This is a genomic window from Desemzia sp. FAM 23989, assembly GCF_045528345.1.
GTDB lineage: Bacteria > Bacillota > Bacilli > Lactobacillales > Carnobacteriaceae > Desemzia.
Window position 1 is genome coordinate 82,649 of record NZ_JBGQQT010000003.1, and the last position, 15,085, is coordinate 97,733.

General features: G+C 40.3%; 10 protein-coding genes and 1 riboswitch. Of the genes, 6 read left to right on the forward strand and 4 right to left on the reverse strand.

The window, feature by feature from the left end; genetic code table 11:
- Window positions 1-84 precede the first annotated feature (84 nt).
- Window positions 85-900 carry an endonuclease/exonuclease/phosphatase family protein gene (locus ACEN36_RS03120; protein ID WP_407125927.1) on the reverse strand — a complete coding sequence of 272 codons (816 nt, stop codon included), beginning with the start codon at window positions 898-900 and terminating at the stop codon, window positions 85-87.
- Window positions 901-902: 2 nt separating this feature from the next.
- Entirely contained in the window at window positions 903-2,561 is a 1,659-nt protein-coding gene (locus ACEN36_RS03125) for a PTS transporter subunit IIBC (protein WP_407125928.1), read from the reverse strand.
- Between the two features lie 284 nt (window positions 2,562-2,845).
- On the opposite strand from ACEN36_RS03125, the gene ACEN36_RS03130 reads away from it, so the two are divergent.
- From ACEN36_RS03130 to ACEN36_RS03145, 4 genes are read left to right on the forward strand one after another with little or no spacing between them, the layout of a single operon-like run.
- Window positions 2,846-5,131, forward strand: a complete 2,286-nt coding sequence (locus ACEN36_RS03130) for a glycoside hydrolase family 65 protein (RefSeq protein WP_407125929.1) — start codon at window positions 2,846-2,848, stop codon at window positions 5,129-5,131.
- 18 nt (window positions 5,132-5,149) lie between these two features.
- Window positions 5,150-5,821, forward strand: coding sequence for a beta-phosphoglucomutase (gene pgmB, locus ACEN36_RS03135; protein ID WP_407125930.1), 672 nt, complete (start codon window positions 5,150-5,152; stop codon window positions 5,819-5,821).
- A complete protein-coding gene (locus ACEN36_RS03140; RefSeq protein WP_407125931.1) occupies window positions 5,808-6,821 on the forward strand; it encodes an aldose epimerase family protein in 1,014 nt (337 codons plus the stop codon). Before pgmB ends, ACEN36_RS03140 begins: the two co-directional genes overlap by 14 nt.
- 31 nt (window positions 6,822-6,852) lie before the next feature.
- Window positions 6,853-7,878, forward strand: a complete 1,026-nt coding sequence (locus tag ACEN36_RS03145; protein ID WP_407096392.1) for a LacI family DNA-binding transcriptional regulator — start codon at window positions 6,853-6,855, stop codon at window positions 7,876-7,878.
- 653 nt (window positions 7,879-8,531) lie between these two features.
- Here the strand turns inward: ACEN36_RS03145 and pulA are convergent.
- On the reverse strand, window positions 8,532-10,526 hold the full coding sequence (pulA, locus tag ACEN36_RS03150) for a type I pullulanase (RefSeq protein ID WP_407125932.1): 1,995 nt from the start codon (window positions 10,524-10,526) through the stop codon (window positions 8,532-8,534).
- Window positions 10,527-10,670: 144 nt separating this feature from the next.
- Window positions 10,671-11,570 carry a DUF368 domain-containing protein gene (locus tag ACEN36_RS03155; protein WP_407096394.1) on the reverse strand — a complete coding sequence of 300 codons (900 nt, stop codon included), beginning with the start codon at window positions 11,568-11,570 and terminating at the stop codon, window positions 10,671-10,673.
- A gap of 198 nt (window positions 11,571-11,768) precedes the next feature.
- On the opposite strand from ACEN36_RS03155, the gene ACEN36_RS03160 reads away from it, so the two are divergent.
- Window positions 11,769-12,470, forward strand: a complete 702-nt coding sequence (locus ACEN36_RS03160; protein WP_407096395.1) for a hypothetical protein — start codon at window positions 11,769-11,771, stop codon at window positions 12,468-12,470.
- Between the two features lie 92 nt (window positions 12,471-12,562).
- Window positions 12,563-12,739: riboswitch (Lysine riboswitch) on the forward strand.
- Between the two features lie 105 nt (window positions 12,740-12,844).
- Window positions 12,845-14,566 carry a Na+/H+ antiporter NhaC family protein gene (locus ACEN36_RS03165; RefSeq protein WP_407125933.1) on the forward strand — a complete coding sequence of 574 codons (1,722 nt, stop codon included), beginning with the start codon at window positions 12,845-12,847 and terminating at the stop codon, window positions 14,564-14,566.
- Window positions 14,567-15,085 lie beyond the last annotated feature (519 nt).

The following is a 15,085-nucleotide window of genomic DNA, read 5'->3' on the forward strand; positions in this document are numbered from 1 at the left end:
AGTCTCTATAGTTGATTATGTTAGTCTGTAAAATTCTAGCCATTAGTTTTCACAAGGGGTAAATGTGGAAACACGTTTCAATTGTTATTTTTTGATTTCTACAGCAATTCCAAAATGATCGGAAACGACCGGTTCATTGACACCATTGAATATCACTCTAGAAGAACACACGTTTACGAGACGATTGGAAAAAATATAATCGATGCGCAAACCACTTTGGTTATCTGTCCAGCCATCAATAGCTTCTGCAACGGTAAAACCAGCGTCTTTTTGGTTTGCCAAATGATAGGTGTCGAACCAAGTTTGGGTGACCAATTCGTAGCCTTCTCGCTCAACTTGAGCAGAATTATTGAAATCTCCCATTAAAAATACAGGCGCTTTTAAACGATCAAAAACAGCAGTGCATTTCTCCCATTGTGCTGGGAACGGATCATGCTCATCATGCCACCAGCCCAAATGTAAACTAAAGAACCAGTGATCGGCTGATTTGATACCGATCACTTTGCGGCTTTTGTAATCATCGTAAGCTGTATTTTCTGAAGCAAAAAACGAATAAACTTCTTGGATCGGATGCAAACTCAAGACGGCTAGTCCTTCATCATAGATATCGTACCCGATATGAGAAGGTTCCCAAGTCCAATAGTAAGCCAGTCCTTTTTCTTTCAACTTTTGCTGCAATAGAAAAGCGAAGTTGTCTTCTTTGAGGGGATACTCCTTATTGGCTTCATAAAAAGCAGTCAGTTCAGACGATTCCACGAGGGGAGACGTCATGAGCTGATTGACTTCTTGCAATGCAATCACATCAAAAGCGTGACGAATGATTGCGTCGCATAAGTCTTCCAATTTTTCTAAAGGATTTTCTTCCATCCAGCTGTGCGTGTTTAAGGTTAAAAATTTCAAAACTACACTCCTAATATATCATTGATATCTGATTTTAAGACATCAGCTTTTGGTCCATAAACGGCTTGGATACCTGTTCCTTTTTTCACCAAACCTAAAGCGCCAAGTCTTTTCCAAGCGGCTTCATCTTTAACGACTTCAGGATCTTTAACCGTTACACGAAGACGTGTCATACAAGCATCTACATCTGAAATGTTGTCTTTTCCACCTAAAGCTTCGATAATTCCAGTAACTTGTGCATCAGCAGTGCCTGTTGCAGCGGGAACTCCTTCAGTTGCAACTTCACCGTCAGCATTTCCTTCTTCGATATAGTTGCCCAAACGACCTGGAGTAGCAATTTTAAATTTGCCGATCATCCAGTAAGAAACAAAATATGCCAAGAAGAAGAAGACTACACATGATACCACAAAGTTAACGACATCCCATACTAATCCGGCATTGACAGACATCGGAATACGAGTCAAGAATTCAAGGATACCGAATGAGTGAACACGTAAAGCAATAATATCTGCCAGCGCAAATGAAATCCCTTGAAGAACAGCGTAAACACCATATAAAGCTGGTGCGGCAAACATAAACATAAATTCAAGCGGTTCAGTAACACCTGTTAAGAAAACAGCTAAACCAGCAGATAGAAACATAGATTTGTATTTCGGACGTTTTTCTTTATCCGTACGACGGTACATAGCAAATGCAATCCCCAGTAAAGTCCCAGCTGCACCAATCATTTGACCTACTTTGAAACGAGCAGGAGTAACAGTTGTCAATAATTCATTGTAAGCAGCTGTATCGCCAGCATTTTTTAAGTTAACTAAGTCGCTGACCCATGCCAACCATAGTGGATCTTGCCCAAATACTTGACTTCCTGCAGCAGCTCCAGTCAAGACAGTGTAAGTACCACCAAGAGCTGTGTAGTTCACTGGGATCGTTAACATATGATGCAATCCAAATGGCAACAACAGACGCTCCAATGTACCATAAATAAATGGCGCAAATACAGGCGCTGTTTCACTAGAAGTTGCGATCCATTGCCCGAAGTTGTTAATACCAGTTTGAACAACTGGCCAGACAAGTGCTAAACCGATAGAAACGATTACTGACCATAAAATAACCACAAATGGTACGAAACGTTTTCCATTAAAGAAAGAAAGGGCTTCCGGTAATTTCCGGTAGTTATAGTACTTATTGAAAATAACCGCTCCCACAAATCCAGAAATAATTCCGACGAACACACCCATATTCAAAGCAGGCGCGCCTAGAACAGAAGTGAAGTAACCATCTACAGGGATTATTTGTCCAAATAAAGTGGCTGTTGTAGCGCCTTCAGTTACTAACATATCTGAAGTAACTCCGAAGACAGCACCTGAAGTCATATTAATTAAAATAAAAGCTAAAAGAGCAGCGAAGGCTCCACCGGCACGTTCTTTAGCCCAAGAACCTCCAATAGCAACTGCAAATAAGATATGTAGATTGTTGATAATAGCCCAACCGAGATTTTCCATCACACTACCAATGGTCAACACAAGAGTAATATCTCCGCTGAACATGGCAATCATTTTTCCAATACTAATCATTAATCCGGCGGCAGGCATAACAGCCACAACGACCATTAACGCTTTACCTAGTTTTTGCCAAAAATCAAATGAAAATAATTGTTTCATTTTAAATCCTCCTTTAAAATATTCAATTTGCTTATGCAAACGATTGCTTTAAATATAAGTCCTACCTTAAAAAAATGCAAGCGTTTTTAGGTTGTTAAAAGTTGTTACCGGTAACAGAAACGAGAAACGTTGTCATTTCAATGTTCTTTATTTACCTTGAGAAAAAATAAACCCCTTTCAAATTGACAATGCAATCGTTTGCGTTTAAACTTGCATTAGAGAACTTAGAAAACCAGCATTGCACCAGTTTTGACTAACGCAATGAACATACAGGAGGAAAAAAAGTGGCTTATAATAGACTATTTGAAATTGACGAATGGAAAGTAAAAACAACGGTATTAGATAAAGAAGAACGCAGATTGCAAGAAAGCTTGACCAGTATTGGAAACGGTTATATGGGAATGCGCGGGAACTTTGAAGAAGCTTATTCAGGGGACCGCCATCAAGGGAGTTATATTGGCGGCGTGTGGTATCCGGACAAAACACGTGTTGGCTGGTGGAAAAACGGCTATCCAGAATATTTTGGTAAAGTAATCAATACAATGAACTTTATTCAATTAGATATTGTAATGGATGGCGAAAAAGTTGATTTGTATACAGATACTGTTTCGGATTTTGAAATGGAATTGGATATGCAGCACGGAATCTTGAAAAGAAGTTATATAGTAGAAAAAGCTGGTAAAAAAGTTCAAGTCGTTGTTGAACGATTTGTCAGCTTAGACCAAAAAGAACTGTGTGCCGTTAAAATGGAAGTAACCAGTTTGACTGATGATGTGACACTAGAATTAATTCCTGCTCTTGATGGAAATGTAACCAATGAAGATTCCAATTACGATGAAAAATTCTGGCTTCCTGTTTCTCAAGCGAAAAACAACTTAGTCATCGAAACGAAACCAAATAACTTCGGGATCGAGCAATTTACCGTAGGCGCTATGATGTCTAACCACGTGACTAATTTGGAAAAGACAGACGAATTGGTGACTGAGATGAAAGTCTCCCAAACGTATGCTGGAACGTTAGCAGCTGGTGAGAAAGCGGTCATCGAAAAACGCATCGTGTTGACGACTTCTCGTGATTACGCTAAAGCGGATGTAGAAAAACAAAGCCGTACAATCAGTGAAGTAGTGGATCAGTTGTCTTTTGAAGAATTGCGTATGCGCCATGAATCGCTTTGGTTGGAACGTTGGAAAAAAGCTGATATTGAAATCGGTGGCGATCCTGCAGCTCAACAAGGCATCCGTTTCAACTTGTTCCAATTGTTCTCTACTTACTATGGAGAAGATACTCGTTTGAATATTGGACCTAAAGGCTTTACGGGTGAAAAATACGGCGGCGCAACTTACTGGGACACAGAAGCTTATGCAGTTCCGTTGTATTTAGCTTTAGCAGATCCCAAAATAACCGAAAACTTATTGTCGTACCGTCACAATCAATTGCCTCAAGCGGAACACAATGCGCACCAACAAGGCCTAAAAGGTGCGTTGTATCCAATGGTCACTTTCACCGGGGTAGAATGCCACAATGAGTGGGAAATTACTTTTGAAGAGATTCACCGGAATGGTGCGATGGCTTATGCAATTTACAATTACACGAACTATACAGGCGACCAAACGTATTTGAAAGAAAAAGGTTTGGATGTTTTAGTCGGCATCAGTCGTTTCTGGGCAGACCGTGTGCATTACAACCGCAAAAAAGATCAATACATGGTACATGGAGTAACAGGTCCGAATGAATACGAGAATAACGTCAACAACAACTGGTATACAAATAAATTGGCTGCTTGGACATTGAAGTATACGTTAGAATCTTTAACACTTTCTTCAGAAAAACAAGCCACTTTACAAGTAACCAAAGAAGAAGCAGCAAAATGGCAAGACATCATCAATAAAATGTATTATCCTTATGATGAAACAGAGCAAGTTTTTGTGCAACACGATACTTTCTTAGATAAAGATTTGCGCCCAGTTTCTGAATTGGACCCAGCCGACTTACCATTGAATCAAAAATGGTCATGGGATAAAATCTTGCGTTCACCGTTCATCAAACAAGCGGATGTTTTGCAAGGAATTTACTTCTTTAAAGAAAATTACACGATGGAAGAAATCGAACGCAACTTTGATTTTTACGAACCAATGACCGTGCATGAATCTAGTTTGTCTCCGAGTATCCATGCGATTTTGGCAGCAGACCTTGGTAAAATGGACAAAGCCGTAGAATTCTATGCGCGTACAGCTCGTTTGGACTTAGACAACTACAACAATGATACGGAAGACGGCTTGCACATTACTTCGATGACCGGAAGCTGGCTGACAATCGTTCAAGGGTTTGCGGGAATGCAAACCGTTCATGAACACTTGTCTTTTAGACCTTATTTGCCGGAAAACTGGACGAATTATGCTTTCCACATCAATTACCGTGGACGCTTATTGAAAATTTCGGTGACCAACGAAGAAGTAGCGATCGTGTTGCTTGAAGGCGAAACCTTGGAAATGTCTGTTTACGGCGAATCCATAGTGTTAAATGACGTTTATACGACTGAAACCAAAGCACCACAAAATATGAACCAATAGAGAGGAAGCAACCAGCTTATGAAAGCAGTACTATTTGATTTAGACGGAGTCATTACGGATACAGCGGCTTACCATTTTGAAGCGTGGAAAGCCTTAGGAACTAAAATTGGGATTGAAATCGACGAAGAATTCAATGAACAATTAAAAGGAGTCAGCCGTACGGATTCATTGAACCGCATTTTAGAAAAAGGCAACAAACAAGACGCTTATTCAGAAATTGAAAAAGAAGCGATGGCTACTAAAAAAAATGACTTGTACAAAACGTTGATTGAAAAAATGTCGCCATCCGACTTATTGCCTGGCATTAAAGCCTTATTGGATGATCTGAAAGCAAACAATATCAAATTAGGTTTAGCTTCTGCTAGTAAAAATGGTCCAACCATTTTGGATAAACTCCAAATCACAGACTATTTTGATGAGATCGTTGACCCAGCTGGATTAAAAGCTGGTAAACCGGATCCAGAAATTTTCGTGACAGGCGCTAAACAGTTGGGCGTTGATGTGAGCGAATGTGTGGGTGTGGAAGATGCAGCTGCCGGAATCGACTCTATCAATGCGGCTAATATGGTTTCTATCGGTGTGGGTGAAAGCAAAAATTTGGGAAAAGCTGCAAAAGTTGTCCCAAGCACGGCTGATCTGACTGTCGCTTTATTGGAAAATGTATGGAGTGAAACGATTGGACGCGCGTAAACAACACTATGGCTGGTATGAAGGTCAGGAAGTTTTTGAATATGTCCTGACGAATGATCAACAAGCGGTTTTTCGCTGCATCAATTATGGGGCAGTAGTGACGGGGATCGAAGTACCGGACCAATGGGGAAAAAAGGAAAACGTGGTTTTAGGGTTCAAGCAATTGGAGGATTATGTAAAGGATTCGCCTTATTTTGGGGCTTTTGTCGGAAGAGTAGCGGGACGGATCGCTGATGGTACATGGTCAACTTATCAATTGACTCAAAACAATCGAAAGCATCATATGCATGGCGGAGAGCACAATTTCAGTCAGCTTGTTTGGGACAGTCAAATCGTTCAAGAAGACAATAGGATCGGTGTCGCTTTCTCATTGATGAGTCCAGATGGAGACAACGGCTATCCGGGGAATCTGCGAGTAACAGTGACCTATTATTGGACCAATGACAATATATGGGAAATGCTGGTTACCGCAGAAACGGATCAAACAACACTGTTTAATCCAACCAATCATACGTATTTTAACTTGAGCGGCAACACCAAACGCAAGATATTGGAACATACCTTGCAAATGGATGCAGAAAGCTATGCGGAAACGGACAAAACCAAAATACCAACAGGACGTTTACTTCCCGTTGCAGAGACAGCGCTTGATTTTAGAGAACCGAAAAGGCTGGCAGATGCGATCAATGAACGGCGTGAAGGGTTCGATACGCCATTTAAATTGTCTGGAGCAAAAACGATTCGGTTGTGTGAGCCAGAAAGCGGACGTTCTTTGAAGATCGAAACGAATCGCGAAGCAGTCGTTGTCTTTTCAACGACAGGAATGGACGAAGATTATTTAGTGGATGGAGAAAAAATGAGCAGCCACCGCGGAATAGCCTTAGAAACACAAGAATTTCCGGATGCCGTACACCATCCAGAATTTCGATCCATCATCTTGGAACCAGGGAGAATGCATCGGTCCTTTACCAAGTACACGTTTACAACACCAACGGAATAGCTTAAAATAAAGGCAGAAAGGATGCGCGCAGATGTCAGTCACAATCAAAGATGTAGCAAAAAAAGCTGGAGTTGCCACTTCAACTGTATCGCGTACTATCCAGGATTCTCCAAGCATCAGTGAAAAAACGAAGCAAAACGTTCGGCGCATCATGGAAGAAGTCGGATATCGGCCTAATTTGACCGCGCGCGGTTTAGTCAATCAGACCACTCAAACGATTGGAGTTATTTTGCCGGTCTCCCAAGGTCAAGCTTTTCAGAACACCTTTTTTCTCAGCATGATTCGAGGGATCAGTAAAGCCTGTAACGAGAAGAAGTATATGGTGTCGATCGCTTCGGGAACAACGGAAGCAGAGCTGTTGGAAAGTATTCAAACGATGGCCAAAGGCGGACGAGTAGACGGTTTTATCGTGTTGTATTCCAAAAAAGATGACCCTATTATTGAATACCTGCATCAAGAAAAAGTGCCGTATGCGATGATTGGTAAACCGTATAAATACGAAAATGAAATGCTGTATGTCGATAACGACAATGTGATTGCCGGAAAAGATGCGACCAACTATCTGTTGGAACTAGGTCACCAAAGGATTGCTTTTATCGGGGAAGATACAAAACAAATGGTGATTCGAGAGCGACTAAAAGGTTATGGGCAGGCGTTGGAAGATGCAGGATTGGCCGTTGATCCGGATTTGATGCTAGATGTGACTCTTCCTGAAGCAGCTTACCGCAAAAAAATCCAGCAGCTGTTTAGCAGCAGCGATTTTCCGACCGGTATCGTGGCCAGCGATGATTTGATCGCATTGAATATGAGCTATATGCTTAGTGGTTTTGGATTGAAAATCCCGGCAGATGTCTCGATTATTGGATTCAATAACTCGATTTTTGCGGAAAAATCTCAACCTGAACTGACTTCTATCGATCTGCATACTGATTCGCTGACATCACAAACTGTTTATCAGCTGATTGAATTGATGGAAGGCAAGCAAACATTGGCGGTCAAGATGATCTTGCCGCATCAGATTATTGAACGGCAATCGTGCAAAAGAAAAGGTCACTAGAAGAATAAGAAAAACCCGCTCTCTTCAACAATTGATTGCCGAAGAGAGCGGGTTTTTCTTGGAAATTTAATCTATTGGTTTTTTCATCATATAATATTGGTACGACTCTTGGAGTGTTCTTTGATAATATCAATGTCTTCTTTCAGTGGGATGCTCTATTCAGCGTGAAAGAGATATTCGTTTGATGAGTGAATGAAGGTTATTCTTCAAGTGAGCATTGAATAAGTCCCCACTTGAAGAATAAAGTAGGTTTACTTATTAAGTGGCATAAAATTAAGGTCTCACTTGAGTAATAAAATGGGTTTATTCTTCAAGTGGACATTAAATTAAGTCTCACTTGAGTAATAAAATAAAACAACAGTGCCAACGGCTGTCTCAGACTCGTTTTTTCCTATTCGTGCAGCATTTAAAGATAGGGTGAGGAGAAAACTTCCTGTTTCTTCGTTAATAAATGATAGCCAAAATATTCTTGAACAATTGCAGCTTAAATTCTTCACTACACTATACTTTGTCATAAAAAAAGACCCCAAAAAATTAGATTTTACTCTAACTTTTTGGGGTTGTACCTTCCAAGCGTTCCCATGGGTCTCACCAAGCAACCTCGAATTCGGAAGGAATTTCTTTTCCAACACCATAAAGTGAACATTCAACTATTAAGAAACTAAAATCAAAGCACTGTGCGGTTCTATCGTCATCGTACTTCCTTCTACCGTTCCCAACGCTTCTAATCCAGCGTGGTCTTTGTTAGCGACAATAGTCCAATGAGTAGGTAATTCATCAGTATGGCTCTCCAAAGTAACCTCATGTGTTTCACCAGATGAGTTCAAGATGACTGCCATCCATTTCCAATCGCTTTCTCCTGCGTAAGAATTCGGAATCGTATAAGCAATTAGATTTTCAATAGAGTCACGAGAAAAAGCCATAGCTTTCGCAGTTTGTGCGGTAGCGTCTCTTAACGGAGTAAATTTGCGGCGAATCTGACTCAACCCGCGGTAATAATCCACCAGGTCGCTATTCGTTTTAAGCAGACTCCAGTCCAGCTTATTGACATCAATAGAAGACACGAAACTGTTCTCGTCTCCAAATTTAGTACGGCCAAATTCCTCTCCTGCCTGCATAAACAAGGTACCTTGAGAAGTAAACAGCAAGGCAGCAGCTAATTTATTGATTTGAATGACCCAGTCATTTCTGCCAAAATAGGGCTCATCAAAAGTACTTTCCACCAATTTGTCATAAAGGCTTAAATTATCGTGAGCAGAATTGTAGCTCACCACTTGTGCTGGGTTTCTGGCCCAAGTCTTGTCAGCCAATTCATATTCTGAAGCAGCAGCACCAATCGTATTGGCACTGATTCCAGCCATGACGTCTGCATCGTGAAAATCAATCCCGTTTTGACCTTGCAGAAAACCTCCATCAGTCTTGTTGAAAACCGAACCTTTTACAGGATCTCTAAAATCGTCATTGAAAATGGCAATACCATCCATGAAATGAGATGCATTCCCTTTATTGGCAGGGATATTGGGTGTTTTGATCTCATTACTTCCGGCGTCCCAAGGTTCTCCGTAAAGAATCACATGCTGCAGGCCTTTTTCGTTTAATGCTGTGCGGATCGCATTCATTGTTTCAACATCATGCAACCCCATCAAATCAAAGCGGAAACCATCCAAATGATATTCTGAAGCCCAATATAAAATAGAATCCACCATATATTTGCGCATCATACTGCGATCGCTGGCTGTTTCATTTCCGCAAGCTGAACCATCCGCAAATTCTCCAGTGTCCGTTTGGCGGTAATAATAGTCGGGAACCGTCAAATTGAAACTGGAAGTTTCTGTGTCAAGCGTGTGATTGTAGACTACATCCAACACCACACCAATATCTTGTGCGTGCAGACTTTGGACCATTTGCTTAAATTCACGAATACGTGCTGAGGGATCGCGCGGGTCTGAAGAATAACGGCCTTCAGGGACATTATAATTTTTAGGATCATAGCCCCAGTTGTAATCTGAACCTTCCTCGTCGTTTTCAAAATCAAAAACAGGTAAGAGATGAACATAATTCACGCCCAGTTTGCTTAAATGATCGACGCCTGTAGCGAATTCTTTTTCGTTTTTGTAAGTTGTTCCCAGTTCCGTAAAAGCTAAATATTTTCCTTGATTTTCCAGACTGATTCCAGAATGTTCATCCGAAGAAAAATCGGCTACATGGACTTCCCAAATAAAAGCGTCGGTTATCTGTTGTTGGGTAACATGATCATCTTCAGACCAGTTTTCAGGATTGGTTTTATCAAAATCGATGATCGCTGCACGATTCCCGTTCACACCAGCTGCTGTTGCATGTATATCCATCGTTTCGTTGGATGTGCCGCTAACGGTGATGGTGTAAGTGTAAAAGAGGCCTTCGAAATCACCTGCTAAGCTGGCGGTCCATACATTGTTCTCATGCGTTAAAGGGTAAGATTGGATCAATGAATTCTCGGCACTGTCTCCAGTCTGGTAAAGATTTACCACAACTTTTTCAGCAAGAGGCGACCAAACTTTAAAGGTCGTCTTATTTTTTGTATACGTCACTCCCAGATCATTTCCAGAATAAGATTTACTTTCTAAATAAGCTAACTTTTCATCAAGAGTCATCACATGGCTTTCCATCAAGTATCTTCCTTTCAAAATTAACATCCGTTTGTTTTTCAGCGTATAAAATTCTTACCCACAGTTTAGCATTTTTAGGATGGAAAAGCTTTCTAAAAAAACATGACCTGGATTTTTAAAAATTCAAGTCATGTTTTTTTACGACTATGCAGGTTCTTCCGTTTTTCCTAAATAATAAGTCAACAAGAAACAAACTACTGCAAGAATCAATCCAAGAATTAAAAATAGCAGAGCATTTGAACCTTGAAGATCATTTAAAGCGTTGGTGTTATACAGGATAGCAAATGGTGAAGCTAAAACTAATCCAAGAATTCCGCTGTAAGTTAAAGTAGGGTGATTTGTAAACAAGTACTCAATCAATTTACTGATTAGGAAAATCCCTGCTAGAACACCTATGCCAAACGGGAACAAAATTCCTGTATAATGCCATAATTGCCCCATATCCATGGAAGTTAAAGCATTAAAAAAGCCGGTGACCGAATTTAGAATACCATAATAATAACCAAGGACCATAAGTACCAGTGATCCACTAACGCCTGGTACGACCATAGTAGCCGAAGCAATTACCCCGATAAAGAACATGGTGATGACTGATCCAAATGAAAGAGTGATAGTTGACATCGTATTTCCTTCTGCTTGAACTAGTGCAAGACTGACAACAAGAGCAAAAAAGACAATGAATAATGCAATGTGGAAAAATGAAACTTTCTTTTGTTCTTGACGTAAAGCGAGTAAAAAAGATTTTGCCAAGATCGGAATCCCACCTAATATCAATCCAATAAAGGCTAATGCAGTGGGCAACGTGTATTGGCTAAGCAAGACTTCGATTAAATAAGAAAAACCAATAATGCCTAAAACCAATCCCCCGCCTAAAGGAAGCAAGATGCGGAAGCTTTTCTTCCAGTCCTTAACTAAATGTGTAATCGAATAAATCAAGTCATCGTAAATCCCTAGTGAAACCGCCATAGTTCCTCCGCTGACCCCTGGAATAATGTTGGCTATTCCCATTAACATACCTTTTAAAACCATCCATATATAACTCATTATTAATCTCCTTATGTTGTGATAATAAATACATTCATAATTGTACGGAAATACCAAATAGATAGCAATCTTTCTTCGGTTTTCTTTAAATTTTTTTAAGTGTCAAAAAATAAGGTAAATCTTATCAAATTGATAGGTTCTGGTACTATTCGTGTGGTAAAATAAGATTTTATAGATTATTTTGGAGGAGTTATAAGAGTGAATCATAAAAGTGAAGACAAATCAGCCAGGTGGAAAGATATAGTTGGTAGAGTTGTGTTGGTATTATTGGCATTATCCGTTATTTATGCTGTATATATGTTGTTTACAGCTCCTTCAGGCGTAGCAGACAACGGATACGAAAAAGTAAAAAGTGATTATGTATTGACATTGTTGCAATGTTTAGTAGGTGTGATCGTCATGTTTATTCCGTCACTCATTGAACGGAAATTTTCGGTGAACATCCCTGATATCATGGAAGTTATGTACTTTGTATTCTTATTTTGTGCAATCTATTTAGGAGAAGTACGAGATTTTTACTATCGTGTTCCCAGTTGGGACTTGATTCTTCACATGTTTAGCGGAGCGATGCTAGGAGCTTTAGGTTTTGTGGTAGTCAGTTTCTTTAACGATTCAGAAAAAGTGAACATCCATTTAAGCCCGATTTTTGTCGCTTTGTTTGCTTTTTGTTTTGCACTGGCGGCAGGAACGATTTGGGAAATTTATGAATTTTTAGCAGATGCTGTTTTAGGAACCAACATGCAGAAATTTATTACAGCGGATAGAACGGTGTTGGTTGGACGTGATGCTTTGGTCGATACGATGGAGGATCTGATCGTAGACGCATTAAGTGCTCTTGTAGTGTGTATTGCTGGATTTCTTAATCTTAGAAAACAAGAGAGAAAGGCACCAAGAAATTAATGTACGAATCACCGAAAGAGAAAGTCCACTGAAAAAATACCGCACATGGGTTGCAACCCATAAAAATATTGTGTAACATAGCATGGAATACAAAAAAAGATAGAGGCGCGATTTTTAAAAGTACAGTCACAGAGATGGCACGATGAAGTGACTAGAAAGGATGAATCGCCGAAGTTTGCAATATGGCCAAATATTGGAAGCTGGGGGTCAGCAGAATATGCTGATCACTGTCATAAATTTACAAAAATTTGTGGAGGACTATCAGCAAAAAGGTCAAATAATGTATATAATGCTATGTACAAAAGTGATGCCTTGAGTTGATTAGAGCTCTAGGTATCGCTTTTTTTGTGCTCAAAAAGAAAGGGAGTTTAGTAGTGAAAAAAAATATAGTTATTGGAATAATTGCGTTAGCGTTTGTGTTTATTACTTTTTCAGCTGACTTTACGACTGGCGCAGATGGCGCCATTCAGTTTGGCTGGTTTTCATTAGTTCCGCCTGTAGTGTCTATACTGCTGGCATTCGTAACAAAAAATGTCATCATATCTTTATTTTTAGGGATTTTTGCAGGAGCAATGGTGCTGCATTCAGTGGATGGAAATGTGTTGTTTGCAATCGTTCAGTCATTTTTAAGTATTGTGGAGTATACTTTATCTTCACTAGCTGACCGTTATAATGCCGGAATCATTCTGCAAGTATTGGTCATCGGCGGTTTGATAGCTTTGATGACTAAAATGGGCGGGACCAGAGCGGTAGCAAATGCACTGGCTTCAAAAGCTAAAGGCCCAATCAGTGCGCAAGTGATTTCATGGTTATTGGGATTATTTCTCTTTTTTGACGACTATGCCAATGCGTTGATCGTTGGGCCGGTCATGCGTCCCGTAACAGATGAAAAGAAAATCTCGCGTGAAAAATTGGCCTTTATTGTCGATGCCACAGCCGCTCCAGTTGCCGGAATTGCGTTGATCTCTACATGGGTTGGGTATGAAGTTGGCTTGATCCAAGATGGTTATGAAGCAATCGGACAATCGGTGAATGCCTATAGTGTCTTTATTGAAACGATTCCTTACCGCTTCTACAACATTTTGATGCTATTGTTTGTCGTCTGTACAGCCCTATTTTTAAAAGAATTTGGACCGATGCTCAAGGCAGAAAGAAGAGCGAGAAAATTTGATCCAACGAATATAGAAGAGATCAACCCGAGTCCTTCTTCCAGTGAGTTGGATGAAATGGAACCAGTAGAAGGTGTCAAATTAAGTATCTGGAATGCCATCATTCCGATAGGTACATTGATTGCAGCATCATTGATCGGATTTTACTTTAATGGATACAATGCAATCATGGCGGGAGAAAACGCCGAATTGATCCAATCTATGCAAAGCAGTCCCATTTCTTTTTCGGCTATCCAAGAAGCGTTTGGTGCTTCTGACGCCAGCATCGTGTTGTTCCAAGCTGCTTTACTGGCTAGTCTTGTGGCTATGGCAATGGGTGTGAAACAAAAAGCCTTTACGTGGGGAGAAGCTGTTGATACATGGATCAATGGAATGAAGTCGCTGATCATTACAGGAGCTATTTTGCTGTTGGCTTGGTCATTAAGTGCTTCGATCACTGATTTAGGAACAGCTGGATTCTTGGTATCTTTACTATCCGATTCTTTACCAGCGTTCTTGTTGCCTTCTATTATTTTCATATTGGGGTCCGTTATTGCATTTGCTACAGGAACTTCTTATGGAACGATGGGGATCTTGATGCCGTTAGCGATTCCATTAGCAGCAGGGATTTCTGGAGACCCGGAATTTATTGTAATTTCAGCAGGAGCGGTATTGACTGGAGCGATCTTTGGAGACCACTGTTCGCCTATTTCGGATACGACCATTCTGTCTTCTATGGGAGCGGGTGTAAACCACTTAGACCACGTGCAAACGCAACTGCCGTACGCGATTGTTGTTGGGATCATTTCTGTTCTCTTTGGTTTCCTGCCAGCAGGATTAGGTTTGCCGATTTGGATCGTGTTGCCGGTGTCTATGATCGTTACAGCAGCTTTCCTATATTTCTTCGGGAAATCAGTAGACGAACCAGAGGCGCAATTGGGTGAGTAGAAATGAGTGTTAATAGGTGAACTTTTCGAAAACGAAAAGTATCTGAATCAATTTTTTGAAAGAAAAGAACTCGGTGACGGGTTCTTTTTTAATTGCAAAGCGAAGCAGATAAGACTGGTGTATTTTATTCATCAAGTGAGGTACAAAAGAAGCGTCACTTGAAGAATAAAGTGGATTTACTGATCAAGTGAGGTACAAAAGAAGCGTCACTTGAAGAATAAAGTGGATTTACTGATCAAGTGAGGTACAAAAGAAGCGTCACTTGAAGAATAAAGTGGCGTTACTGATCAAGTGAGGTACAAAAGAAGCGTCACTTGAAGAATAAAGCGGATTTAGTGATCAAGTGAGATACAAAAGAAGCGTCACTTGAAGAATAAAGTGGATTTAGTGACCAAGTGAGGTACAAAAGAAGCGTCACTTGAAGAATAAAGTGGCGTTACTGATCAAGTGAGGTACAAAAGAAGCGTCACTTGATGAATAAAGCGGATTTAGTGATCAAGTGAGGTACAAAAGAAGCGT

Bases quoted from the DNA above. Each gene is read 5' to 3' on its own strand.
- pulA (WP_407125932.1), bottom strand. From the start codon at position 10,526: ATGGAAAGCCATGTGATGACTCTTGATGAAAAGTTAGCTTATTTAGAA.
- ACEN36_RS03155 (WP_407096394.1), bottom strand. From the start codon at position 11,570: ATGAGTTATATATGGATGGTTTTAAAAGGTATGTTAATGGGAATAGCC.
- ACEN36_RS03125 (WP_407125928.1), bottom strand. From the start codon at position 2,561: ATGAAACAATTATTTTCATTTGATTTTTGGCAAAAACTAGGTAAAGCG.
- pgmB (WP_407125930.1), top strand. From the start codon at position 5,150: ATGAAAGCAGTACTATTTGATTTAGACGGAGTCATTACGGATACAGCG.
- ACEN36_RS03145 (WP_407096392.1), top strand. From the start codon at position 6,853: ATGTCAGTCACAATCAAAGATGTAGCAAAAAAAGCTGGAGTTGCCACT.